This is a genomic window from Kitasatospora sp. NPDC036755 (assembly GCF_040636595.1).
In the GTDB taxonomy this organism is placed as follows: Bacteria; Actinomycetota; Actinomycetes; order Streptomycetales; family Streptomycetaceae; genus Kitasatospora.
On sequence record NZ_JBEZUT010000014.1, the window covers coordinates 17,862 to 42,479 of the forward strand.

The following is a 24,618-nucleotide window of genomic DNA, read 5'->3' on the forward strand; positions in this document are numbered from 1 at the left end:
TCGATCTTCGGATCGACCGGCCGCTTTGTTTTCCGTGGACGGCCGGGGACGCGGCGCGAATCCGTGCGGGGCGCGGGGTCAGTGCTTGTCGTAGTGGCGGCAGAGCATGACGCCGCCGAGGACGGTGAAGAAGGTGTCGACGCCGGCCTTGACCGTCGCGATCACGAAGCCGGAATCGGGCTCCTTGAGCATGATCCGGTTGTTCAGGAGGGCGGTCGCCGGGGAGATCGCCAGCAGGACCCGGGCCGCGGCCTCGTCGCCGTCCTCCGTCGTGCCGTCGACGATCCGTGCCAGCGATCTGTACAGGTCCCAGAAGCAGCCCTTGAGCATCAGGAGGACGGGGACCGGGTCCCCGGCGTCCCTCAGTTTCGTGAGCCACGCCTTCGCCGCGGACCGGTACACCACGGCCAGCACCGCGAACGCCAGCGCGAAGAGGGTGGCGACGAGGGCGATGACCCAGCCCGGTGTCATGCTCTCGGCCAGCACCGTGGTCCCGATGTCGAAGACCACGAGGGTGAACAGCAGGTTGGCGACCTGGACGAGCGGGCCGAGGTAGGGCCAGTCGAGGCCCTGGGCGCTCTCGTAGGCGAGGAGGTCGCCCGCCGCGTAGAAGGCGAACTGGACGGTCTGCAGGATCGCCGCGACCAGCAGCCACGTCTTGTCCGTGGGCGTGAGCGTCTTGGGGACGGCCCCGCGCGCCTGGGCCTGGAGCAGTGCGTTCTTCTTGGGGAAGGGCTCGGCCCCCTTGCCCTTGATCAGCCGGTAGATCAGGGTCACCGGGAGGGCGCCGAGGAAGCAGAGGGCGCCGTTGACGGTCAGGGGCGCGTCCGGTTCGCCGGCCTGTTGGGCGATCCACTTCCAGAGCGTCCCGATGACCGGCACCTCGCGGGGGGCGGTCAGCGCCGTCTTCAGCTTGTCGATGGCCTTGGAGACGAGGTCGACCACCGCGTGGAGCACGGCGTCCCCGAAGTCGAGCGCGGCCAGGGCCAGTTGCTCGAACGATTCGAGCAGTGCGGCGAGGGTCGTGGCCTTGAGGTCCTGGGGCTTGGCGGCGAGGTCCGTGAAGGCTTCGAGCAGCTTCCGCACGCCCGTGACGAACTCCTCGCCGGCCTTCTTCAGGAGGGGGGCGCACGTGTCCCAGGTGGTGTTGTCGACGATGTCCTTGTCGGTGTCCCGCGGCGGGATCGTCATGACCGCCGCCTTGTCCTGGAACCAGTTGAGGTGGGCGTTGCCCCCGTTGAGGTCGGAGAGCTTCGCGTCCCCGACGACGAGGGTCCCCTGCTCGCCCTTCCCGGGCAGGTCGTCGTAGCTGCCGACCGTCTTGTCCCCGAGTTTGGCGCGGGCGTCCTTGAAGCTCTTCCTGACGCTGTCCTTCTGCTTCCGGAGGTAGTCGTCGGCGAGGTTTCCGGCCTCCTTGACGGCGGCCTGGGCCTTGTCGAGCATGGTGAGGACGGAGGACTCGAAGACCTTCTTGGTGTTCCAGATCGCGGGGAAGTCGAACCACGCCGTCAGCCAGCCGACGACGTCGCCGAGCTTCGCGCCGATCATCTTGAAGACGCTGCCGATGAAGCCCAGGATCGCCTGGATCGCGTCCTTCCCCAGGGTCACGAGCTTCTTGATCCCGTCCTTGAACTTGGCCCACAGCTTGGCGAACTTGTCCTTCCAGCTGAAGGTGATGCTCATCTCGGTGATGGCCCCGGTCTGCAGGCCCGCGTGGACGTCCCCGAAGACGATCGGGGACTTCTCCCAGGAGTCGTCCAGGGTCTCCGGCTCCTGGAGTTCCACGTAGTCGACCTGCGGCGTTCCGTCGACCAGGGTCACCGACAGCCGGAAGCCGAAGGAGTTCCTCGACGCGGAACCGGCCTTGGTCTCGGCCATCGCCTTGATCGCGTCGGCCGCCTCCTGGGCCGTCTTCTTGGACTTCGCGGCCTCGGGCGCCAGGGCGTCCTTGCCCGGACGGCCGGCCGGGCCGGGGGCCTTCGCGCCGGCCAGGGTGCCGCCGCCGAAGTCCGGTAGCGGCCCCGCGGGGCTGGTGAGGTTGTACTTCAGGTTCTTCGTGCCGCGCAGGTAGTCCTCGGTGTCCCGGGAGGGGCGCAGCAGGACGTCCTGGAGCCCCTCGACCCTGAGGACGAGGTCGGGAGCGGACAGCCCGGTCGGGGTGACGGCGAGGGTGACCCGGCCGAACAGGTCGGTCTTCAGCGGGGTCGGCCGGTCGGTGACCTCCACGATCTGGCCGTCGACGGCGACCTCGCCCTCGGTGTCGCCCGGGGCTCGGGACAGGGTCACGGGCTGCCCGGCCACGGGCGCGCCGGACCGGTCGAGGACGGTGGCCTCCACCCGGTAGCGGGTGACCTCCTTGACGCCCGCCGCGGGGTCGTGGACGTGCACGCGCCGCCACAGGCCGGTGGTGCTGTCCTGGACGTCGAGCCGCAGCTCGTTCTTCGTCTCGTCGCCGGACTCGGTGCCCGCCTCGACCAGGAAGACGGTCGCGGTCTCCAGTACCGAACCGGGCGTCGCGACGACGGCTACGTCCTTCTGCAGGGGAATCGCCGCCTCCGTGCCCTGGAAGGTCACCCGGCTCTTCCAGCAGATGCGGTCGGCATCGATGAAGAAGACGTTGTGGCCGCCGTCGGTCGCCGGATGGGAGTCCACCCAGCGGGTGCCCTTGTCGTTGAACTGCTGGCCGGACCTCAGCAGGTTGACGTCGGGGTCGAAGACCACGGACCACAGGCCGTCATGGGAGTCGGTCACCAGGAACACCCCGCGCTCGCCCATCGGGAAGCCGCCGACCACGTGCTTCGGCTGGAAGGGGAGCGTGTCGACGGTGACGTCCCGCGGGGTCGCCGGGGTCTGTCGCTGGGCGACCAACGCGCCGTCGACCACGCCCGCTGCTACGACCTCCGAGTCCGACAGCGCGACCATTGTGACGCCGTCGGGAGCGAGCACGCCTGGGGAGTCGAGGTCGTCCCCACGGAATGCGATCCCGGTCCGCGGGCCCCAAGGCCCTCCCTTCCGGGTCCTGTACCTGATCGGATACCCCTTGCTCGTGTACGTCGTGTCGATGGTGTCGAAGAGGTCGGAAAGGGTCGCGGAAGGCGTGGTCCAGGACGTGCCGTCCTCGGACAGCTCGGAGATGAACATCTGGCCGAGGGGGCGATCGCCCGAGGGGCTGGTGTACGTGGTGCAGAATTCGGCGCGCACCTTGCGGGAGCCGTTCTCGGGTGCCACCCACACCGTGAGGTCGTTGAACGCCCAGCCCGGCTGCTTGGCCTGTTCCTGGAGCCACTTCTCGAACGGGCTGGTGACGCTCCAGCCCGTCGGGGTGCCCAGGGCGCGGGCCACGTGCCGGATGTCGGGGACCGGGCCCTTCCGGGGGCAGAACACCAGGGCCTGGTGCCCGTCGGAGTCCGAGCTCGCCTTCTCGCCGGGGTCGTGGAACGCGAGGACCGGCTTGCGCCGGGTGGTGTCCACGACCACCGGCCCGCCCAGGACCACGTCCTGGCTGAGGACTTGGGTGACGTCGACGTGGTCTGCCGTGCGGCTGCGCAACCGTCGGTCGGTAGCGCTGGGCGCCATCATGAGCGACTCCGTTCCGTGGGGGTCGAACCGTCTTGGTTCGTGCACTGCGTACCCGGTCGGTGGGAGCGCCCGCGCGGCTGGCGGTGATGTTCCCGCGAACGGGCCTCCCGTCGTGGATGCCGCCGTTCAGGGATCCGGCCAGGGGCCCGGCCGGGGGTCCGTCCAGGGGTGAACTCCCGGCTCCGGCGCGCCGATCGGGCCCGGTGCCTCCCGGCGCCAGGCCCCTGCCCTGTTCCCCGTGCGGTCCGGTGTGTGTACTTACGACTTTCCCCGGCGCCGTTTATCCGGCCCCTCCGGGGTGGGATCCCCCTTCCGGGCGGTGCGGCCGCTGTCCGCCCGGGAATCGGAAGGGGGTGGCCGCCGTGCCGTGGTCCGTGTCCGGTCGGGCAGCCGTCTCGCTGACCGCCGCCGCGCTCGCGAGCGCGGCCGTGATCCCCGCGACGGGCGCGCCGTCCGTCCCCAGGCAGCTCGGCCGCCCCCGGGGGCACACGGTGTGCGCCTACACCGAGCCGGACTTCCAGGGCCTGCTGGAGCACGTCAGGCAGTCGCGGCCGATGATCGAGCCGCCCGTCGAGAGCGCCGTCAACCACAGCCAAGTGGCATGGTGCTTCTACGAGTTGCCCGCGTACGGCGGCCTGCGCGTCACCGTCGAACCGGGCCGCGGCGCCACCAGCTTCCCGTACCCCGTCCAGTCCGCCCGGCCGGCCGGGGGCGACTGAGCGGGCCCTCAGGGGCTCTCCGTGCCGCGGCCTCTCCCCGCGATCCGCGGGCGTCTTCACGGAAACGGCCGGTCGACCACCAGGTCGACCGGCCGTTGTGTCACTCCGGGAACCGGATCGTGGCGGCCCCGCTCCGGGACCTCACCGCTCCGGGCCTGCGGGGACCGTCACTCGGCGCTCCACGTGGCGCCCGAGCCGGTGAACGAGCCGGTGACGCCCGTGTCGTCGGCGTAGGTCCAGGCGGTGGCGTGCGAAAGACCGTCGGGGCTGACGGAGGACTGGTTGGCGCCGAAGCCGGCGCCGTTCTGGTTGGCGGTGAAGAAGCCCTGGCCGAAGCTCGCGTCCAGGCCCTCGGTGGCCGAGGCCAGGCCGGCGCAGCCGATCACGAGCGGGGTGGTGAGGGCGGCGACGGCCAGGACACGCTTGACAGCACGCATGATGGTTCTCTCCGTGGAGTTCGAGATCAGAAGTGGCGGCACCCGGTCGGTCCCGCCTGAACCAGCCAGCCACGGGCCGCCACCCCCCGCAAGCGATGCCGCCATCCGAACAGACCTCACGGGCTGTCAGACACACCGTGCCGACCTGCGGAAATGACCGATCGGGCGACATCCCGGCAAGGTCGTTCGGGCGGAGCAGGCGCCCCGCCGGACCCGAGGCGGCGGCCGGTCGATCCGAGGACCGGCCGGCCGCCTGGCTCACCGGTGCGGGCGGGTCACCGGCTGGCGACCAGGAACCTCCAGTGGAGCCTGGGCGCGGAGGAACCGGGCCCGCTGAGCACCGCCACGTCCGACGTCGCGTTCCTGGTGAGGTCCAGGTGGTCCGTCGCGGTCGTGTGGTTGGTCAGCAGGGGCCCGTCCGGGCCGTCGGGCGTGGTGCACCACAGGTAGCCGTCGTCGTTGGGCCGGAAGGCGCCCATCGAGACCGTGTCGCCGTTCCGCGGATCCCGCGGGTGGGTCGCGGTCGAGTTGACGTACTGCCCGCCCCTGACCAGGTAGAAGCAGTTGTCGCTGCCGCTGGGCCCCGCGGAGATCGTGCTGAACTGCTGGGTGGAGCTCCCCTGGACGTACGGCGCCAGGAAGACCGGGAAGGGCGCCGACGCCTGGTCGTCGACCGCGAGCGCCGACGAGGAACCGGCGTTCGTCGAGACGATCTGGTTGAGGCCGGCGGCCTCGCGGGGGTCCTGGAAGAACCAGCGTTGGGCGGTCGAGCCGTCCTCGTCGCGGCCCGCCACGGCCTGCCCCGGGCCGAGGGTCGTGAGGAACTGGTGGGTGTAGTAGTTCTGCAGGGTGAAGGTGCCGTCGCCCTGGTAGACCGGTGCCCAGAGCTGGTCGACCGCCGGGCTCCCCCACAGCACCACCCGGGAGTCGCGGCGTCCGCCCTCCTGGCCCAGGTAGCCGCCGGCGAAGGGCGCGTACGGGTGGAACAGGCGGTAGTAGCCGGGGTACTCCGGGTCCGGCGTCAGGCTGAGCACCTGCGACTGGATGGCGGCCCGGTCGATCGGCTGGTCGGTGACCGCGTTGTCGTTCCGGCCGGCCGGACCGGCCACGTTGGTGGTGGCGGCGCTGCGCAGCAGGATCTGGTTCGGTACCGGCGGGGCCGTCACCTGCCCGACCGTCGGCGCGTTCGGCAGGCCGCCGACTTCGTACAGGACGGGATAGTGGTCCGACGAGTCGATGGGGACCCGGAGCGCTCCGGTGACGTTGACCCGCTGGCGGACCGGAGTGGCGGCGTAGTCGAGGATCCTGCGGCCGTTGGGGGCGGCGATCCGGTCCACCGGGTGCGTGGGTTGGGTCTGGGCGTGGATGCGGAACGACCCCAGGACCGCGCCCTGCAGGTTGTCCGGAAGGCGGTTGTAGTCGCCCAGCGCGACCCACGGCAGGCCGCCGGCGGCCGTCATCTGGTCCTGGATGATGGACAGGAGCTGCGGGTCGTCGCTGCCGCGGCCGCCCGAGCTTCCGTGGACCGAGTAGTAGACGACGCCGTCGACGTTGACGCCGAGCGCGGGCCGGGAGTCCCAGCCGTCGGTGATGATGGCCTCGCGGGTGGTGTAGACGCTGTCCCGGTCGACCCTGCTACGGCTGAAGACGGCCAGGTTGACCCGGCCGAACGTCTCGGGGCTGGTGTCCGTGTGCAGCCAGTACAGCCATCCCGTCGTTCGGCTGCCGCTCCCGATCCGGTACTCCCGGACCGGGATCCTGAAGGTGCGGCTGTCGACCCACTGGGTGTTGGGCGTGAGGATCTCCTGGACGAACGTGGCACCGCCGGGCGGCGCTCCGGCCTCCTGCAGGGCGATGACGTCGGCCCGGTTGTTGGCGAACAGCCGGGGCAGATCGTTGGTGTACCGGCTGCCGTTGCCCTCGGGGGTGTTCGCGCCCTGCATGTTCCAGGTGGCCACCCGGCGGCTGTGGTTGTCGCGGGGGACGAGCCCGCCGGTGTCCGCGAGGAAGAGCGACGGGCGGCTGCCCACGTCGACGGGCACCACGCCCTGGCCGGTGTAGTCCAGGGTCTCCCGGCCGGTCCAGTCGGGGATGTTCTGGCCGCCCTGGGCCAGGGGACGGAAGCGGCTCGGGTCGTCGTCGGCGGAGCCGAACTGGTAGGCGGTGCCGGTCCGGCTGCCGTACGGCGCGTACGGCTCGAACGGTCCGCCCGGCGTCGCCTGCTTGACCATCGTGTTGTCGTAGAAGACGTTCTGCGGGCCCGAGGAGCCCGACCACTTGACCGCCTTGGGGCCGGCCGCCCACCAGACCGGGTACCAGGTGCCCTCGTCGATCTCGCCGCCCTCACCGCCGCAGTTGGTCTGGCAGCTGCCCGAGCGGTGCTCGTACGGGACCCGCAGGGTGTTCTGCTCGAAGAGGTTGTCGTGCTCCCAACCGCCGTGCAGGTTCAGGTCCGAGTCGAGGTCGTTGCGGAAGGCGACGTTGCCGCTGGCCGACCACTGGAAGGTGAAGTGGCGCAGGTTGCGGCTGAGGTTGTAGGCGTACAGCGAGTCCCACACGCGGCTGCCGCGCAGGTAGCCGTTGCCGCCCTTGCCCTTGTTCCACGCGCCGTCGAAGCTGTTGCGTTCGATCTGGAGGTTGCGGGCGTCCTCGGTGACGATCGGGTGCGAGCCCGTCATCTCGGCCTTCAGCCCGCGCGCCCAGTCGTTGGCGGCCCACTTGAAGACGATGCCGTGCATCGCGTACTCGGGCGCCATGTTGCCGTAGTTGTGGACGGCCTGGCCGGGGGTGAGGGAGTAGGTGCCGCCGCCGAGCTTCGGCAGGCCGTTCATGTCCTGGGTGAAGGCGAAGTCCTCGAAGCCGACGCCCTGGACCACCTTCAGCGGGGTGACCTTGCTCGCGTACGGCTTGTCCCCCAGCGCGGGGGAGCCGTCCGAGGTGGAGTCGACCGGCAGGTCCCACTCCAGCGGACGGTCCAGTGTGACCGTCTTGGCGGTGCCGTCGAAGCCGGTGACCCGGAACATCTGCTGGCGCATGTGCAGGTTGTCCATCTGGCTGCGGTCGGAGACGCCCTGCTGCTCGTAGAACTTGACGCTGTTGGCCGCGCCCACCCAGACGTAGCCGCCGAGGGAGAACTTCTTCATGTCGGCCTTGGCATCCAGCTGGACGGTGTTCTGGCCCTGGCGGGCCGCGTAGCCCGGGTCGGCGGCCGCCGCCGCCACCTTGATGCCGGAGGCCCAGTGCTGGTTGACGCTGCCCTCGAAGATGTCCTTGCGGTTCGCGGGTGCCGCCGCCCAGTCGTCCTGGTAGCGGTCCGCGATGTCCCGGGTCTGCACCCGGAACAGGCCGCGGCCCGGCCAGATCCAGCCGCCGGTACCGACGTCGCTGCCGCTGCCGGCCTTCATGCTGTCCTGGTCCCAGCGGCCGTTGACCAGGGTGTCGTAGCGGGTGTTCTCGTCGGGCCGGAACACCAGCCGGGTGCCGCCGTCGCCGGAGCCCTGGCCGCGCAGGACCAGGTAGTCGGCGTCGACGTAGACCTGCCGGGAGACGTCGATCCGACCGGCCGGCAGGGAGATCAGCGACAGCCGGTTGAAGTTGGCGTTCGGCGAGCAGACGGCCTTGACGTCGTCGATCGCCTTCTGCAGGCCGGTGGTGTCGTCGACCCCGTCGTTCGCCTTCACGCCGTACTTGGCGGCGAGCACGTCCGGGGTGATCCGGCAGCCGGCGTCGTCGGTGAGGTCGCCGTCACCGGGCAGCGACTGGCCGCCCCGGAAACCGACGCGCGACCAGTCCGGCATGCCGGGGGGCGGAGGGGTGCGGTTGGCGAAGCTCAGGTCGGGGCCCTCGGCGCCGGGGCCGGCCGTCACCGGCGCGGCGGCCGCGGCCGCTTCGAAGGCGGGCGCGGCCGAGGCCGGGGCCGAGGTGAGTGCGGGCAGGGTGAGGGAGAGCAGCAGGCCGGACAGGAGCGCGGCTGCCGGTCGTCGTCGTTTCACGGGACTTCCTCCGTGTCGTCGGATGGCTCCGGCGGTGGGGCGGGAGCGGGGAGGGCGCACGGCGGCGCCCCCGGCCCCTTGACGGGTGCCGGGGGCGGTGGGGCGGGCCACAGGCCGCACCCCGGAACCGGAGCCGCTTGTCACGGGCACCAGAACTGGAGCGAGGAGATCCGGTCGTTGACGTAGTACTTGGAGGTGCCGGTGCCGTAGTCACCCGTCGCGCCCCAGTGCCACGTCTCCGTGTAGTCCAGGTCGGACGGGTGGAGCTCGCCGTAGGGGTCGTCCATGAACTTGACCGAGCACTGCGAGTTGTTGATCCAGGACGACACCTGGTTGTCGGCGATCTCCCCGTTCAGGAAGTGGACCGAGTGGAGCCGCACGATCGCCGCGTTGCCGCCGGCCGGAGGAGGCGTGACGATCGCCTTCGAGCCCGTGCCCCCCTCGTGCTGGTAGAGGCAGAGCGCCCACGCGGGGCAGCCGTCGTAGGGCGGGTTCGCGGCGGCGGCCGGGCTCGCCGCGGAGAGCAGTGCCGCGCCGGCCAGCGCGGTCGCGACGGCGGCGGTCCTGAGTCGGAGTGAGGTGAGGGACACGGGCAACTCGCTTTCCGGGACGGCGTGTTTCGCCGGGGAGTCGGGGAACTGCTTTCCACTCTCTTCGACCGGGGTGCTTCCGCGCATCGGTCATTCGACTGCACGGAGCGGACGGCCGATCGCATCCGTGCAGGTCGGGGCATAAGTCATGCGGCGGACCGGCAGTGTGACCGACGCCGCGGCGAGCGGCCGAAAATGGACCGGAAAGTCCGGAAATTGACGAGCTGTTTACCGTCATAATGGGGAATGGCCGGAGGTGTTCACGACCGTACCGAGGGGATTCCCTCCCGGGAAGTCCGCTTCGGCGTGGGGTGGCGGCAGGAATTGTTCGGGAGGGGAACGACTGTGGTGGGCGGCGGCGGTGGGCCGGTCGGGCCCGGGGTCGGGGGCCTGCCGCTGGTCGGCCGGGACGAGGACGTGAAGGTGCTCCGGGAGCGGCTCGGCCTCGGCGCCGGTGGCGGGGCACTGCTGGTGGCCGGACAGGCCGGCATCGGCAAGAGCGCCGTCCTGGACGCGGTCGCCGCCGCCGCGCTCGGCGACGGCGCCCAGGTGCTCAGGGCCTCGGGCGTGGAGTTCGAGGCCGACTGCGGCTACTCGGGCCTCAACCAGATCCTCTTCCCGCACCTGGGGGCCCTGGAGCACCTCGACGCCGTGCTGCGCGACGCCCTGCGCGTGGTGCTCGGCTTCGACAGCGGCCCGCCGCCCGGGCAGCTCCTCGTCTCCAACGCCGTCCTGCGGCTGCTCCAGACCGTGGCCGGCGGGCAGCCGCTGCTGCTCGTCGTCGACGACCTGCACTGGGTCGACCCGGCCAGCACCGCCGTGCTCGGCTTCGTCGCCCGGCGGGTGACCGGCCTGGGCGTCGGCTTCGTGGCCGCGACGCGCTCCGGCGAGCTGGGCCCCCGGGAGCGCGACGCCTTCCCCACGTACGAACTCCCGCCCCTCGACGACGAGTCGGCGGCCCGGCTGCTCGCCGAGCGGTTCCCCGGCCTCGGGCGCGGAGCGCGCCGAAGGCTGCTCGCCGAAGCGGGCGGCAACCCGCTGGCACTGCTGGAACTGCCGCCCGCCGTACCGCCAGCCGCCTCCGCCGAATGGCCGGCCGTGCCGCCGCTCAGCAGCCGGCTGGAGACACTGTTCGGCACCCGGATCGCCCGGCTGCCCGCCGGCTCCCGGCACCTGCTGCTTCTCGCGGCCCTGGAGGGCACCGGCGACCTGGGTGTGCTCCAGGCGGCCGCCCGCCGCTCCGAGGGCGGGTACGGCCTGGACGACCTCGCCCCGGTGGAGCGCGACCGGCTGGTGGACATCGAGGAGGGCGAACAGAGGCTGAGGTTCCGCCACCCGCTCATCCGCTCGGCCATGGTGCTCCACGCCCTGAGCGGCGAACGGCGCGCCGCGCACGCGGCCCTCGCGCAGGCCCTCGCGGACCAGCCCGAACGCCACGCCTGGCACCTGGGCGAAGCGACCCTGGAACCCGACGAGGAGGTCGCCGCCCTGCTGGAGCACGCCGCCGGCCTCACCCTGCGGCGCGGCGACGCGGCCGGGGCCATGCGGACCCTGGTCCGGGCGGCCGCCCTCTCCCCGGAAGGGCCCCACCGCGGCCGCCGGCTCGCCGAGGCGGCCTACCTGGGAGCCGAGTCCACCGGGGCCCTGTCCAGTGCCCGCCGGCTTCTCGACGACGCCCGGCAGGCCGCCCCGGAAGGTGAGGACTCCCTGCACTCGGCCACCGCGTCGGCCCTGCTCGTGCTCAACGGGGCCGGGGCCGGGGCCAGGGACACGGCCGGCCGGGGCGCGGCGGGTGGGCACGACGACGTGGCCACCGCCCACCGGCTGCTGACCACCGCCATCGAGTCCGCGGCCGGCGCCCACCGGTACCGCTCCGAGGACAAGGCGCTCGTCGACGCCCTGCACGTCCTCGCGGTGATCTGCTTCTTCGGGGCCAGGCCCGAGCTGTGGGACTCCTACCACCGGGCCGTGCGGCGCCTCACCCCCGAGCCGCCGGCCATCCTGACCGTCCTGGGCCGCACCTTCTCCGACCCCGCCCGGACCGGGGCGGCGGCGCACGGCCAACTCGACGCCCTCATCGCATCGATGACCTCGGCCGGGGAGGCCGACCCGGTGCTGGTCACCCGGGTCGGCACCGGCGCCCTCTACCTCGACCGCCTCGGCGAGGTCCGCGACGCGGCCTGGCAGGTGGTGCGGACCGGGCGGGAGGGCGGTCCGGCCCGGCGCTTCCTCTCCTCGCTCATCCACCTGTGCCTGGATGACTACCTCACCGGACGGTGGGACGAGGCGCTCCACCTCGCCGACGAGGGCCTGCGGGCCTGCGAGGACCACGGCTACCGCGCCTTCGCCTGGTACTTCCTCTACGTCAGGTCCATCGTCCTCGGCGCCCGCGGCCGCACCGACGAGAGCCTCGCGACGGCCGGCTGCGTCATCGACTGGGCCGCCCGCCACGGCGCCCCCTGCGCCGCGCACTACGCCCACCAGGCCGCGGCCGTGGCCGCCCTGGGCCGCGGGGACTTCGCGCTCGCCTACCGGCACGCCGAAGCCGTCAGCCCCGCCGGCACCCTGGCCCCGCACGTCCCGCACGCGCTCTGGGCAGCCGCTCACCTCGTCGAGGCCGGCGTCCGCAGCGACCGCCGCGCGGAGGCCGCCGCCCACGTCCGGGCCATGCGGGAGGCCGGCCTCGGCGCCGTGTCCTCCCGGCACGCCATGCTGGTGGAGGCGTCGGACGCCCTGTGCACCGAGGACGACCAGGAGGCCCTGCGGCTGTTCGCACTCGCCCTGGCCACCCCCGGCGGCGAGCGGTGGCGCTTCGACCACGCCCGGGTCCGGCTCGCCCACGGCGAACGGCTGCGCAGGGCCCGGATCGGCGCCGAGGCCAGGGCCCAACTCGGCGCCGCACTCGCTGTGTTCGAGGAGCTCGGGGCCCGGCCGTGGGCCGAGCGGGCGCGGAACGAGCTGAAGTCGGCGGGCTGGAGCCGGCCCCGGCCCGACGCGGCGAACGCCCACGGGCTGAGCGCCCAGAAGCTGGAGGTCGCCCGGCTCGCCGCCTCCGGACTCACCAACAAGCAGATCGCCGAACGGCTGTTCATCTCGCACCGGACGGTCGGGGCGCACCTGTACCAGATCTACGAGAAGCTCGGCATCACCTCCCGGACGATGCTGCGCGACGCGCTCGGGCCGGTGGAGCCGGGGCGGAGCTGATCACGGTCGGCCGAACGGCCGGCCGGTCCTCGGGCCGGCCGCCGCGGCCGTGGGGGGCCGGGCCGAGCAGCAGGGCGGCGGCGGCCGTCGCGACGGCTCCGTGGGAGGTGGGGGAACCAGCCATCCGGAAAGTCCTGTCTCGTCAACGCGATTATGGATCAGGAGGGTTGGTGCTGTGCTGGGCGCGGGTCAATCGGGTTCCGGCTCCGGGAGCCGGTCTCTTCCACCGTCGGTTCGCCGGCAGGGCGATCCGTGAAACGGCCGGATTCCGTCGGCTCCTCCGCGCGCGGCCGTCGGCCCGCGCCGGGGCGGCTACCGGCCCGCGGCCCCCGGGCCGCCGCCACCGCCGGTGCCGCCGCCGGTGCCACCGCGGGGGCCCCGGATGTGCACGGTGAAGGAGGCCAGGCCGGGGGGAGGGACCCAGGCCCCGGAGGCCCGGACGGACACCCGGTAGCGGTGCGGACCGTCGTCCCGCTGCGCGGGTGCGGCCTGGGCGGCCGTCGCGGCCAGCGCGGTGAGGGTGGAGGCGGCGGCGGTGGCCAACAGGCCTTGTCGGAAGAGCTTTTGATTGATCGTCATTCATGCGATCGTCTGGAACTCGGGAGATGTGGAGGCGGCTTCCGGTCGGATTCATGCGAACGAGTGGTCGCGTTCCGGCCGAATACGGGCCGGTCACGGCGGGTGGGAGCGTTCGGAGATCCTCCCTCGATCGGGGGAGGATCAGGGCGGAAGGGCCCCTGATACTGGCGAGCATGATCAAGGGAATGCGATTGCTGCTGCGCAGGTCGACGTACACGGGAGTGCTGTTCGCGGTGCTCGGAGCTCTGGCCGGACTGCCGGTGGCGGTGGTGGCACTCGGGCTGACGCTCGGGCTGGACGGCCGGCCGGAGGCCGCCTGGGTGGGACTGCCGGTGTGGGCCCTGCTGCTCGCGGCGGCCGGGCTGCCGCGGGTCGTGCGCCGGGTGCTCGCGGCGGGTGCTCGGCGGCTGCTGGGTGTCGCGGTGCCCGACCCGGTGAAGGGCGCCGCCACGGAGCGGTGGCGGACACCGCTGTTCGTCGTCGCGCACGTCGCGCTGGGATGGACGGTGCTGATCGGCGGCAGCACGCTGCTGGTGATGGGCGTGGCCCTGCCGGGCAGCTGGGCGGACGGCAAGGCGAGGGTCAGCCTCTTCGGCTGGGGCACCGAGCTGACGGGCGTCTCGGCCTGGATCGTGGCGGCGCTCTGCCTGGCCCTCGCGGCGGTGCTGCTCGCGGCCGTGTCGAGCACACTGCGGTGGCTGGCACCCCGACTGCTCGGCCCCTCGCCCGCCGAACGGCTCGCGATGGCCGCCGAACGGGAGCGGCTGCTGGCCGAACGCAACCGGCTGGCCCACGAACTGCACGACTCGATCGGGCACACCCTGACCGCCGCCACCATCCAGGCGGCCGTCGCGGGCGAGGTGCTGACCGCCGACCCGGTGGCGGCGCGGGCCGCCATGCGCAGCATCGAGGAGTCCACCCGGGCCGCGCTGGAGGACCTCGACTACGTGCTCGGCGTGCTGCGCGAGGAGGAGTCGGGCACCGCGCCGACCCGCACCCTCACCGACCTGCCCGAACTGCTCGACCGGCTGCGGCACGCCGGCGCGGTCGTCGTGCCCCGCACCACCGGGGACCTGGAACTGGTGCAGGGCACGCTCTCCCGGGCCGCCTACCGGATCGTCCAGGAGGGCCTGACCAACGCGCTGCGGCACGGCGCCGGCGGGCCGATCGACCTGCGGGTGGTGGCGGGGCCCGAGGAACTGGAGCTCAGCGTGGTCAACGGGGTGGGCGCCGGAGCGGCCGGCCCGGGCGCGAGCGGCTTCCCGACCTCCGGCCACGGCCTGCCCGGCCTCGCCGAGCGGGTGCGGCTGCTGCACGGCGAGTTCGAGGCCGGGCCGTACGGCGACGGGCAGTGGCGGCTGGCGGTCCGGCTGCCGGTGCGGCGGTCCGCGTGAGCGGCGGCGATCCCGGGGCGCCCGAGGTCACCCTCCTGATCGCCGACGACGACCCCGTCACCCGCAGCGGCCTGGGCACCCTGCTGGGTGCCCAGCCGGGCATCACGGTGGTCGGTACGGCCGCCGACGGCGTCGACGTGGTCGAACGGGTCCGGGCGCTGCGCCCCGACGTGGTGCTGATGGACGTCCGGATGCCGCGCCGCAACGGCATCGAGGCGACCCGCGAACTGCTGAAGGGGGCCGAGCCCCCCAAGGTCGTGGTGATCACCACCTTCGAGAACGACGGCTACGTCACCGCCGCGCTGAGCGCCGGGGCCAGCGGCTTCGTGCTGAAGCGGCGGCCCGTCCCGCAGATCGCCGAGGCGGTGCGGGTGGTGGCGGCCGGGGAGGCGGTGCTGTTCCCCGCCGCGCTGCGCCGGATGGTCGCCGCCAAACCGCTGGACTCGGCCGAGGCGCTGCCCCGCGCGGCGCTCACCGGGCGGGAGGAGGAGGTGCTGCGGCTGATGGCGACCGGGCTGTCCAACCCGGAGATCGCGCAGCTGATCTCGGTGAGCCAGGAGACGGTCAAGACGCACGTCGGCAACGTGCTGGGCAAGCTGGGCGCGCAGAACCGGACGCACGCGGTGGTGATCGCGTACGAGAGCGGGCTGGTGGTGCCGGGGCTGCCGGGGGCGTAGCGGGGGCGGCGGGCCGGCGGGCCGGCGGGGGAACGGGTGGCGGGCGGTGGCGGGCGGCGTTCCCGGCCGGCCCGCTACGGTCGCGGGCCGGCCGGGTGCGCTACGGCCTCGGGGTGCTTCGGGCGCTCGGGGCACTCGGGGCGCTTCGGGCGTTCGTGGCCGTCACGGCCGCGGGTCGATCGGGGCGAGGGTGCCCAGGCGGTCCTCGACGGCCTGGGCGGCGGCCAGGCAGAGGTCCTCCCGGAAGGCGCGGCCGATGAGCTGGACGCCGGTGGGGAGGCCGTCCGGGTCGACACCGGTGGGGACGGCGACGGCCGGGACGCCGACGAAGCTGGTCACCGAGCAGAGCCGCATGGCCGAGGCGACCCGGTCGCGGCCGGCCTGGTCCCGGGACTCCAGGCCGGGTTCCACCGGCGGCTCGGTGAACACCGGGCCCAGCAGCAGCGGGTACGCCTGGAGGAACTCCGTCCAGGTGCGGCGGACGCCCATCCAGACGCTCATCAGCCGGAGCAGACCGGGGGCGTCCGCGGGCGGGGCGATGCGCATCGTCAGGTCGATGAAGCGGTCGCCGCCCTCGCCCAGCAGCTGCCGGACGGCCGGCCAGCTCGGCGCGAACTCGGTGTTGGTGAGGCGGTAGTAGGCGTCGAGCGCCTCGTCCAGCCGCGGGACGTCGGGAACCTCCCGGACGTCGTACCCGGCGTCGCGCAGCGCGTCGGCGGCCTCGGCGATGGCGCGGCGGACGGTGGGGTGGACGCCCCGGCCGCCCGGGTCCGCGACGACGGCGACCCTGACCGGCGCGGCGACGGGCTCCCCGTACAGCGGGACGGGCACGGCGCGCGGGTCGCGCGGGTCGGTGCCCGCCAGCGTCTCGTAGGCGAGCCGCAGGTCGGCGACCGTCCGGGCCAGCGGGCCGTCGGTGACCAGGACCTGCGAGGCCGGTCCGGGGTCGTCCGGGCCGATCAGGCGCTGGTCGGCGGGGAAGCGGCCGGTGGTCGGCTTGAGGGCGGCGACCCCGTTGAAGGAGGCGGGGATGCGGGTCGAGCCGCCGGAGTCGTTGCCGAGCGCGAGCGGGGCCATCCCGGAGGCGACGGCCACGCCGTCCCCGCCGCTGGTGCCGCCGGGGGTGCGGTGCGGGTCCCAGGGGTTGAGGGTGTCGCCGTACAGCTCGCTGCGGGTGTGCATGCCGGCGAGGATCAGGGTCGGCAGGTTGCTGTGGCCGATCGGGATCGCCCCGGCCGCGCGCAGCCGGGCCACCGGGACGGCGTCGTCGGTGGCGACGTGGTCGCGGAAGCGCGGGGTGCCGAAGGTGGTGGGCACACCGGCGACGGGGGTGCACTCCTTCACGGTGAACGGCACGCCCGCGAGCGGTCCGAGCTCCTCGCCCGCGGCCCGGCGGCGGTCGGTGTCCCGGGCGGCCGAGCGGGCGCTGTCGGCGAGGAGCTGGGTGACGGCGTTCAGGCGGGGGTTGACCTCGGCGATGCGGGCCAGGTGGCCGTCCACCACGTCGAGCGCCGAGACCTCCCCGGCACGCACGGCGGCGGCGAGTTCGGTGGCGGTCCTGCTCCACACGGGCATGGCGGTTCTCCTCGGGTCGGTCCGGGGCGTCCGGATCTGCTCGGCTGTTCCGATCCGTTCCGATGCGGTCGCATCGGAACGGATCGAACCCTAGCCCGGGAACCGATACGCTTGCATCGAATAAATCGGAGGGAGACCGGAGATGCCCAAGCAGGTGGACCACGAGGACCGGCGCCGGCGGATCGCCGATGCCGTCTGCCTGCTGGTGGACGAGCACGGACTGGAGGGCGTCACCCTGCGGGACGTCGCCACCCGGGCCGAGGTGTCGATGGGGGCCGTCCAGCGCTGCTTCCGCACCAAGGACGAGATGCTGCTGTTCGCGCTCGCCCACGTCGGCGAGCGGGTCGCCGAGCGGGTGCGGAACCGGCTCGCGGCCGGCCCCGCGCAGTCCGCGGCCGACGAACTCGGCCTGGTGGCGGGCGAGGTGGCGCTGCTGCGCGAGGAGCACCGGGCCGAGGCCAGGATCTGGCTCGCCTTCGTCGCGGGCGCCGCCGTCGACCCGGCGCTGGCGACGACCCTGCGGCGCAGCTACACGGCGCTGGAGGAGCTGCTGGTGCGACTGGTCACCCAGGCCGCCGGCGGCGCCGAGGTCGGCGGACCGGCGCTGGGCGGGCACGCCAGCGGCGGGGCGGTGGTGGCGCGGACCGAGGCCCGCGCCCTGCTCGCGCTCGCCGACGGGCTCACCGCGCACGTGCTGGTCGGGCACCGGACGGTGACGGAGGCGGAGGAGGTCCTGCGCGCCCACCTCGCCGGACTCTGGGCGCGCTGCTGAGCCCGGGGCCGGGCCGGGGCCGGCGCCCGGCCTTCGCCGGGAGTTGTCGCCTCCGTCGCCGTCCAGTCCGTGGAAGGCCCGCCGAAGCGGCCGCACGGTGGGGCAGGATCGGGTCCGACGTCACCGAAAGACACCTGTCGGACACTCGTGTTGGGAGAGCCTGCCGTGACTGCCGTGGAGATCCCGGGGTCCAAGTCCATCACCGCCCGGGCCCTGTTCCTGGCCGCCGCCGCCGAGGGCGTGACCACCCTGCGCCGGCCGCTGTCCTCGGACGACAGCGAGGGCTTCGTGCAGGGGCTGGACACCCTCGGCTACCGGATCGAGCGGACGGCCGGGGAGTGGCGGGTGGAGGGCCGCCCGGCCGGGCCCGCCGTGCCCGAGGCCGAGGTGTACTGCCGGGACGGCGCCACCACCGCGCGCTTCCTGCCCACCCTCGCCGCCGCCGGCCACGGCACCTACCGCTTCGACGCCTCCGCCCAGATGCGCCGCCGCCCCGTCGCCCCGCTCACCCGGGCACTGCGCGAACTGGGCGTGGAGCTGCGGCACGGGGAGACCGAGGGGCACCACCCGCTGACGGTCGTCGCCGACGGCGTCCGCGGCGGTGAACTCACCCTGGACGCCGGGGAGTCCTCGCAGTACCTGACCGCGCTGCTGCTGCTCGGCCCGCTCACCCGGGACGGCCTGCGGATCACCGTCACCCGGCTGGTGTCCGCCCCGTACATCGGCATCACCCTGGCGATGATGCGCGACTTCGGCGTCGAGGTGAAGCGGGAACGGACCCCGGCCGGCGAGGTCTTCGAGGTGCCGTCCGGCGGTTACCGGGCCGCCGACCACCCGATCGAGCCGGACGCCTCCACCGCGAGCTACTTCTTCGCCGCGGCCGCCCTGGCCGGCCGGGAGGTGACCGTCCCCGGCCTCGGCCGGGACGCGCTCCAGGGCGACCTGCGCTTCGTCGACGTGCTGCGGCGGATGGGCGCCCGGGTGGACATCGGCCGCGACCGCACCACCGTGGCCGGCGAGGGCCCGCTCGGCGGGATCACCGTCAACATGCGGGACATCTCCGACACCATGCCCACGCTCGCCGCCATCGCCCCGTTCGCCACCGGGCCGGTGCGGATCGAGGACGTCCACAACACCCGGGTCAAGGAGTGCGACCGGCTGGAGGCCTGCGCCGGCAACCTGCGCGCGATGGGCGTCATGGTGGCCACCGGGGACGACTGGATCGAGATCCGGCCCGGCACCCCGCGCCCGGTCGAGATCGCCACCCACTCCGACCACCGGATCGTGATGTCCTTCGCCGTCACCTCGCTGCGCACGCCCGGCATCACCTTCGACGACCCGGGCTGCGTGCGGAAGACCTTCCCGGGGTTCCACGAGGCCTTCGCCGAACTGCGGGCGGGCTGGGGGGTCTGACCCGGTCACGGGGGGCACCCCGCCACGGGCCGGGCGGGGCTCCCGCCGTGACGGGGCCGGACCTTGGCGGGGTGCCCCGGCGCGTGGCGGGGCGCCGGCCGGCGGCCCGGGAATCCCGGTTGCCAGGCGGCGGGCCCGGCGGCGAGGATGCCGTTCGTGTCCGAGACGGTGTTCGAGACGGGGGCCGGCGGGCCCGAACTGCGGCCCTATCCCAAGATCCCCGGGCGCGGCCGCTCCGGCGGCCCCGGCAGCCGCGAGTGGACGGCGGCGGAGAAGGTGCACGGGGCGCACTTCGCCGTGGTCTGCGAGGGCGGCTCGGTGCGGGCCGCGAAGCGGCGTGAACTGCTGGACGACGAGGGGCTGGACGGCTTCTTCGGGGTGAGCCGGATCTGGCCCGAACTGTCCGTCGCGGCGGCCCGGTTCGCCGCCGCGGTGCGCCCGGATCCCGCCGCCGTGGTGACGGTCTACGGCGAACTGGCCGGCGGCCGCTACCCGCACCCCGAGGTGCCCGCCGTCCCCGGGGTCGACCCGGTCCAGACCGGCGTCTGGTACGCCCCCGGCCTGCGCTGGCTGCCGTTCGACGCCACCGTCGAGACGCCCGAGGGCCGCCGGTGGATCGCCGACCGCACGCTGCGCACCGCCGCACGGGCCGCCGGACTCACCTGCGTGCCCCTGCTCGGACACGGCCCGCTGAACACCCTGCACGACCTGCCGGTGCGCTACCCCACCCGGGTGCCCGCCCTGTTCGGCCTGCCCGAGCTGCCGGACAACCTCGCCGAGGGGTACGTCCTCAAACCGGCCGGCGAGTGGCCCGAGCCGGGCCCGGCCCGCCCGCTGGTGAAGGTGAAGCAGCAGGCCTTCGCCGAGGACGACCGCTACGACGGCGCCCGTCCGTACCTCCCGCCGCCGGAGGGCGCGGCGGGCGTCCCCGCCTGGCTCCTCGTCCAGGCCTCCGCGCTGCTCACTCCCGCCCGTGCCGCGGCCGCCGTCAGCAAGCTCGGCCCGCGCTCGGCCGCGGAGGCGGTGGCGGCGGAGATCGCGGCGGACGTGGCCGAGGAACTCGCCGACGCCCTGGGTGGTTTGGAGCCCGCCACGCTGGCCGCGCTGCGCCTGGCCCTGCGGCCCGGGGCGCACTCCCTGGCCGCCTTCGACGCCCAGGACCGGCGCGGCGCCTGACCGGCGCGGCGGGGCGCGTGCGGCGGAGGCGGGCGGGGTCGAGGGCGGGTGAAGGGGGCGTCGAGGAGGCTTCCGCGTCCGGTGGGAGGGCCCCATCATGGGCTGCCGGCCCCGGCAGAACCGCCCCGACACCGTTCCGGGGTCGCCCTCAGGAGGCAGAGAGATGTCGATCCCACCCCCGGTCCGGATCCAGGCCGCCGTCGTCCGTGCCGCGTACGCCCTGCCGGAGAGGCTGCGGCGGGCCATCGCGGGCAGGCCGGTGGTCCGGGACGGGCAGACGCTCGCGCTGGACGCGCAGTTGATCCTCAAGCTCCAGCGGCTGTCGAAGGCGGCGCTGGTGATGCCGGGCGGGGTCGGGCCGTCGCGGGCCGCGATGGAGGCCGCGCGGCACCTGGTGGGCGGGCCGGTGAACCGTACGGTGGCCGCGCGGAGCGTCGGAATCCCGCAGGAGCACGGCGAGTTGGCCGCGACGCTGTACACCCCGGACGGGCTGGCGGCCGGCTCCGGGCTGCTGGTCTACCTGCACGGCGGGGGCTGGGTGGTCGGCAGCCGGGCCAGCCACGACCACGTCGCCCGGTTCCTCGCCCAGCGGGCGCGGGTGCGGGTGCTGTCGGTGGAGTACCGGCTGGCGCCCGAGCACGTGTTCCCGGCGGCGGCCGAGGACGCGCTGGCCGCGTTCGACCACGCGTACGCCCAGGCGGCCGACCTGGGGGCGGACCCGGAGCGGATCGCGGTCGGCGGGGACAGCGCCGGCGGCAACCTGGCCGCCGTCCTCACCCAGGAGGCCGTCCGGCGGGGCGGCCCGGCGCCGGTCTTCCAGCTGCTGCTGTACCCGGCCACCGACGCCTCGACCCGACGGCCCTCGCGCGGGCTGTTCGCCGACGGGTTCTTCCTGACCGACGCGGGCATGGACTGGTTCGCCGACCGGTACGCGCCCGCGCCCGTCGACCGCGCCGACCGGCGGCTGTCGCCCCTGCTCGCCGAGGACCTGGCCGGCCTGCCGCCCGCGTACATCGGCACCGCGGGCTTCGACCCGCTGCGCGACGAGGGCGAGGCGTACGCCCGGGCCCTGGAGGAGGCCGGGGTCACGGTGCGGCTGAGCCGGCAGCCGGACCTCATCCACGGGTACGTCAGCTACCTCGGCGTCGGGCACCGTTTCCGGGAGGCGACGGCCGAGGCGGCGGAGGCGCTGCGGCAGGCGATCGGCGGGTAGCGGGGGAGCGGGCCAGGCGAGGGGCGGGATCCGGGTGACGGGTCCCGCCCTTCGGCGTACCGGAGGTCGGGCGGGGGCCGGGCGCAGGCTGGGCCGGGGAGGCGGGCGAGGGGGCGCGAGGGGGCGCGAGGGGTACGGTCGCGCGCCGGATCGTTGCCGCGCAGGGGGTTCTCGGCGACCGGCTCTTATTGTACTGTCCGTCTAATAAGCGGGTGAGCGGGAACCCGCAGGAGCAGGCACCTGGAGGCAGCCATGGCTCTCACCCGGCAGACGGGGCAAGGCCACACCGAGGCCGACGACGACGTCTCGAAGCGGCTGCTGGAGTCGGCCGCCACCCTCTCCTTCGACCCCTCGACCGAGATCGACTGGGACGCCCCCCTCCCGGAGGACCAGTACGGCCTCAACCCGGAGTGGAGCACGCTCTACGGCACCCGGCTGTGGGACGAGATGACCGAGCGGCAGCGGGTCACCCTCACCCGGCACGAGGTCTGCTCGATCATGAACACCGGCATCTGGTTCGAGATGATCCTCCAGCAGATGGTGCTGCGCGACCAGTACCTCAGGAACCCCGCCAACGCCGAGTTCCAGTTCGCGCTCACCGAGATCGCCGACGAGTGCCGCCACTCGATCATGTTCGCCCGCGCCTGCGCCAAGATGGGTGTTCCCGCCTACCGGCCGAACAAGGTGATCGCCCAGGCCGGACGCGCCTTCAAGGCCCTCGCCAAGGGCGAACTTGCCTACGGCGGAATCCTGGTGGCCGAAGAGGTGCTCGACGTCATGCAGCGCGACTGGATGCGCGGCGAGAACGTGCTGGAGATCGTCCGCGGCACCTCCCGGATCCACGTGGTCGAGGAGTCCCGGCACATGAAGTTCGCCCGGCAGGAGATCCGCGAGCGGATGCGCCACGCGAGCCCGGCCCGTCGGCGCGCCTCGGCCACCGGCATCGCCGTGGGCGCGTACGTCATCGTCAGCAGCATGGTCCACCCGGGCGTGTACCGGGCCGCCGGGCTCGACGTCCAGCGGGCGCTGGCCGAGGTGCGGGCCAACGAGCACCGCAAGGCGATGATGCGCACCAGCTCCCGGCACCTGATGGCCTTCCTCGCCGAGACCGGGCTGCTCACCGGCCGTTCGGCGGCCGTCTACCGCCGGGTGCACATGCTCTGACGGAACGTCAGGTCACCATCCGCCCGCCCATCGGACCACCGGACACAGCGAGGACCCCACCCCGGCCATGGCCTACGCGATCACCCAGACCTGCTGCAACGACGCCTCCTGCGTCTCCGTCTGCCCGGTCAACTGCATCCACCCGACCCCGGAGGAGCCGGAGTTCGGCACCACCGACATGCTGTACATCGACCCGCGGGCGTGCATCGACTGCGGCGCCTGCGCGGACGCCTGCCCGGTGGACGCGGTGTTCCCGGTCGACCGGCTGCGCGGGCCGGACACCGTCTTCGGCGACCTCAACCGCGACTGGTTCCGCGACCACCCCAGCGACCACGCCTGGGGCGCGCCCGGCTTCCCGCGCAGCCTGCCCGGCGAGCTCGGCACGCTGCGGATCGCCGTCGTCGGCACCGGCCCGTCCGCCGGGTACACCGCCCAGGAACTGCTGCGCAGCACCAGCGCCGAGATCACCATGATCGACCGGCTGCCCGTCACCGGCGGCCTGCTGCGGCACGGCGTCGCGCCCGACCACCAGTCCACCAAGCGGATCGCGGAGAGCTTCGCGAGCGTCTTCCACGACCCCCGGCTGCGGATGCACCTCAACGTGGAGGTCGGCACGGACGTCACCCACCGGGAGCTCGCCGCGCACCACCACGCGGTGGTGTACGCGGTCGGCGCGGCCGCCGACCGCCGGCTCGGCATCCCCGGCGAGGACCTGCCGGGCAGCCTGCCCGCGACCGCCTTCGTCGGCTGGTACAACGCCGACCCGACCGTGCCCGCCGACGCGGTGGACCTCTCGGCGGCCGAGCGGGTGGTGGTGGTCGGCAACGGCAACGTCGCCGTGGACATCGCCCGGATCCTGCTCACCGACCCCGACCGGCTCGCCGCCACCGACATCGCCGACCACGCCCTGGCCGCGCTGCGCCGCAGCCGGGTCCGGGAGGTCGTGCTGCTCGCCCGGCGCGGCCCCGACCAGGCCGCGTGGACCAGGGCGGAGTTCCTGGCGCTGCTCCGACTGCCCGGCGTCGAGGTGGTGGTCGAGGACCACCCGCAGGTGCGGGCGGCGATCGAGGCGGCGGGCGGCGGCACCGGCGGCGAGGCTGCCGAAGCGGGCTCCGCGACCGGCTCCGTGACGGGCCCCTCGACGGGCGCCGGCTCGCGGGCGGCGCTGCTGGCCGGGCTGCCGCTGGTGCCGTACGACGGGGCCGCGGAGCCCGGCCCGGGGCGCCGGATCGTGCTGCGGTTCCTGTCGGCGCCGGTCGAGCTGTCCGGGGAGGGGCGGGTCGAGGCCCTGACGGTCGAACGGACCGCGCCGACGGCGGACGGCCGGGTCGAGGGCACCGGGGTGACGGAGGCGCTGCGGACCGGGCTGGTGGTGCGCTCCATCGGGCACCGGGGCGTGCCGCTGCCCGGGCTGCCGTTCGACGAGCGCGCCGGGACGGTCGCGCACCGGGGCGGGCGGGTCGTCGACCCGGGGACCGGCCGGCCGCTGCCGGGGGCGTACGTGGTGGGCTGGGCCAAGCGCGGGCCCGCCGGCGGGATCGGCGCCAACCGGGCCTGCGCGCGGGAGACCGTGGACGCCCTGCTGGACGACGCCGTCGCCCGTGCGCTGCCCGCCCCGGAGGCGGGCCGCAGGGATTTCGAGCGACTGGTGCGGCACCGGCGGCCGGACGCGGTCGGGCTGCGGGAGCTGCGCGCGGTGGACCGCGCGGAGCGTGAGCGGGGGGCGGCCGAGGGGCGGCCCCGGGTGAAGCTCGCCACCGTCCCCGAGCTGCTGGCGGCGGGGCGCCGGCGGTAGCGGGGAGCGCCGGACGGCGCACGGGAACGTGCGCGGGAAGTCGGGTGGGCCGACTTCCCGCGCACCGGGTGGCCGCGGCGCGGGGGGCGACCCGTGGTGTGCCCGGTTGACGCGGCCGTGTCTCGGTGCGGGTGGGGTGCGTTGGGCGGGTGTGAGTGGTTTTGGGAGGCTGCCGGAACCGGAGCGGCAGCCGGTTGAGGAAACGATCCTGCGCGATGCGCCGGACCGGCCGCCGGAACAGCCGGTGACGCCGGTGCCGCCGGTGCCGCCGGTGATGGCGGAGGCGCCGGTGACTCCAGTGATACCGGTGGTGCCGGTGTTCCCGGAGGCGCCCATCTA

The 24,618-nt window shown here is 74.0% G+C and carries 16 protein-coding genes; 10 read left to right on the top strand and 6 right to left on the bottom strand.

The features are described from left to right. Positions 1-78 precede the first annotated feature (78 nt). A complete protein-coding gene (locus AB0E96_RS03790; RefSeq protein WP_359818016.1) occupies positions 79-3,549 on the bottom strand; it encodes a hypothetical protein in 3,471 nt (1,156 codons plus the stop codon). Positions 3,550-3,941: 392 nt separating this feature from the next. On the opposite strand from AB0E96_RS03790, the gene AB0E96_RS03795 reads away from it, so the two are divergent. Next, positions 3,942-4,298 (top strand): peptidase inhibitor family I36 protein, encoded by a 357-nt coding sequence (locus AB0E96_RS03795; protein ID WP_359818019.1) that lies wholly within the window; start codon positions 3,942-3,944, stop codon positions 4,296-4,298. Between the two features lie 167 nt (positions 4,299-4,465). Here the strand turns inward: AB0E96_RS03795 and AB0E96_RS03800 are convergent, their stop codons facing one another. The 3 genes from AB0E96_RS03800 to AB0E96_RS03810 form a co-directional block, all read right to left on the bottom strand. Beyond that, positions 4,466-4,735, bottom strand: coding sequence for a hypothetical protein (locus AB0E96_RS03800; RefSeq protein WP_359818021.1), 270 nt, complete (start codon positions 4,733-4,735; stop codon positions 4,466-4,468). A gap of 275 nt (positions 4,736-5,010) precedes the next feature. Then, positions 5,011-8,727, bottom strand: a complete 3,717-nt coding sequence (locus tag AB0E96_RS03805) for an endonuclease/exonuclease/phosphatase family protein (RefSeq protein WP_359818024.1) — start codon at positions 8,725-8,727, stop codon at positions 5,011-5,013. 140 nt (positions 8,728-8,867) lie between these two features. Continuing rightward, on the bottom strand, positions 8,868-9,317 hold the full coding sequence (locus AB0E96_RS03810) for a peptidase inhibitor family I36 protein (protein WP_359818027.1): 450 nt from the start codon (positions 9,315-9,317) through the stop codon (positions 8,868-8,870). A 348-nt stretch (positions 9,318-9,665) separates the two neighbouring features. Between AB0E96_RS03810 and AB0E96_RS03815 the strand changes: the two genes are divergently transcribed. Then, on the top strand, positions 9,666-12,521 hold the full coding sequence (locus AB0E96_RS03815; protein ID WP_359818030.1) for an AAA family ATPase: 2,856 nt from the start codon (positions 9,666-9,668) through the stop codon (positions 12,519-12,521). A gap of 312 nt (positions 12,522-12,833) precedes the next feature. Here AB0E96_RS03815 and AB0E96_RS03820 read toward each other — a convergent pair whose 3' ends face one another. Next, on the bottom strand, positions 12,834-13,100 hold the full coding sequence (locus AB0E96_RS03820) for a hypothetical protein (RefSeq protein ID WP_359818033.1): 267 nt from the start codon (positions 13,098-13,100) through the stop codon (positions 12,834-12,836). Between the two features lie 173 nt (positions 13,101-13,273). Between AB0E96_RS03820 and AB0E96_RS03825 the strand changes: the two genes are divergently transcribed. Next, positions 13,274-14,494, top strand: a complete 1,221-nt coding sequence (locus tag AB0E96_RS03825; protein ID WP_359818035.1) for a histidine kinase — start codon at positions 13,274-13,276, stop codon at positions 14,492-14,494. After that, entirely contained in the window at positions 14,491-15,171 is a 681-nt protein-coding gene (locus AB0E96_RS03830) for a response regulator transcription factor (RefSeq protein WP_359818037.1), read from the top strand. The genes AB0E96_RS03825 and AB0E96_RS03830 overlap by 4 nt, the downstream gene beginning before the upstream one ends. 162 nt (positions 15,172-15,333) lie before the next feature. On the opposite strand, the gene AB0E96_RS03835 is transcribed toward AB0E96_RS03830, so the two are convergent. Continuing rightward, positions 15,334-16,746 (bottom strand): amidase, encoded by a 1,413-nt coding sequence (locus tag AB0E96_RS03835; RefSeq protein ID WP_359818039.1) that lies wholly within the window; start codon positions 16,744-16,746, stop codon positions 15,334-15,336. A gap of 142 nt (positions 16,747-16,888) precedes the next feature. Here AB0E96_RS03835 and AB0E96_RS03840 point away from each other — a divergent pair, with 142 nt between their 5' ends. The 6 genes from AB0E96_RS03840 (at position 16,889) to AB0E96_RS03865 (ending at position 24,279) form a co-directional block, all read left to right on the top strand. Continuing rightward, on the top strand, positions 16,889-17,518 hold the full coding sequence (locus AB0E96_RS03840; protein ID WP_359818041.1) for a TetR/AcrR family transcriptional regulator: 630 nt from the start codon (positions 16,889-16,891) through the stop codon (positions 17,516-17,518). A gap of 165 nt (positions 17,519-17,683) precedes the next feature. Further along, on the top strand, positions 17,684-18,931 hold the full coding sequence (aroA, locus tag AB0E96_RS03845; RefSeq protein ID WP_359818044.1) for a 3-phosphoshikimate 1-carboxyvinyltransferase: 1,248 nt from the start codon (positions 17,684-17,686) through the stop codon (positions 18,929-18,931). Between the two features lie 156 nt (positions 18,932-19,087). Then, a complete protein-coding gene (locus tag AB0E96_RS03850) occupies positions 19,088-20,107 on the top strand; it encodes an RNA ligase family protein (protein WP_359818046.1) in 1,020 nt (339 codons plus the stop codon). A gap of 163 nt (positions 20,108-20,270) precedes the next feature. Next, positions 20,271-21,320 (top strand): alpha/beta hydrolase, encoded by a 1,050-nt coding sequence (locus AB0E96_RS03855; RefSeq protein ID WP_359818049.1) that lies wholly within the window; start codon positions 20,271-20,273, stop codon positions 21,318-21,320. Between the two features lie 252 nt (positions 21,321-21,572). Continuing rightward, complete coding sequence (locus AB0E96_RS03860; RefSeq protein ID WP_359818052.1) at positions 21,573-22,484, top strand: diiron oxygenase; 912 nt, start codon at positions 21,573-21,575, stop codon at positions 22,482-22,484. A gap of 67 nt (positions 22,485-22,551) precedes the next feature. Next, positions 22,552-24,279 carry an FAD-dependent oxidoreductase gene (locus AB0E96_RS03865; protein ID WP_359818054.1) on the top strand — a complete coding sequence of 576 codons (1,728 nt, stop codon included), beginning with the start codon at positions 22,552-22,554 and terminating at the stop codon, positions 24,277-24,279. Positions 24,280-24,618 lie beyond the last annotated feature (339 nt).

What these genes read in the sequence shown, in the direction of transcription:
- AB0E96_RS03855 (WP_359818049.1), top strand. Translation starts at nt 20,271, where the DNA reads ATGTCGATCCCACCCCCGGTCCGGATCCAGGCCGCCGTCGTCCGTGCC.
- AB0E96_RS03820 (WP_359818033.1), bottom strand. Translation starts at nt 13,100, where the DNA reads ATGACGATCAATCAAAAGCTCTTCCGACAAGGCCTGTTGGCCACCGCC.
- AB0E96_RS03860 (WP_359818052.1), top strand. Translation starts at nt 21,573, where the DNA reads ATGGCTCTCACCCGGCAGACGGGGCAAGGCCACACCGAGGCCGACGAC.
- AB0E96_RS03800 (WP_359818021.1), bottom strand. Translation starts at nt 4,735, where the DNA reads ATGCGTGCTGTCAAGCGTGTCCTGGCCGTCGCCGCCCTCACCACCCCG.
- AB0E96_RS03835 (WP_359818039.1), bottom strand. Translation starts at nt 16,746, where the DNA reads ATGCCCGTGTGGAGCAGGACCGCCACCGAACTCGCCGCCGCCGTGCGT.
- AB0E96_RS03865 (WP_359818054.1), top strand. Translation starts at nt 22,552, where the DNA reads ATGGCCTACGCGATCACCCAGACCTGCTGCAACGACGCCTCCTGCGTC.
- AB0E96_RS03840 (WP_359818041.1), top strand. Translation starts at nt 16,889, where the DNA reads ATGCCCAAGCAGGTGGACCACGAGGACCGGCGCCGGCGGATCGCCGAT.
- AB0E96_RS03825 (WP_359818035.1), top strand. Translation starts at nt 13,274, where the DNA reads ATGATCAAGGGAATGCGATTGCTGCTGCGCAGGTCGACGTACACGGGA.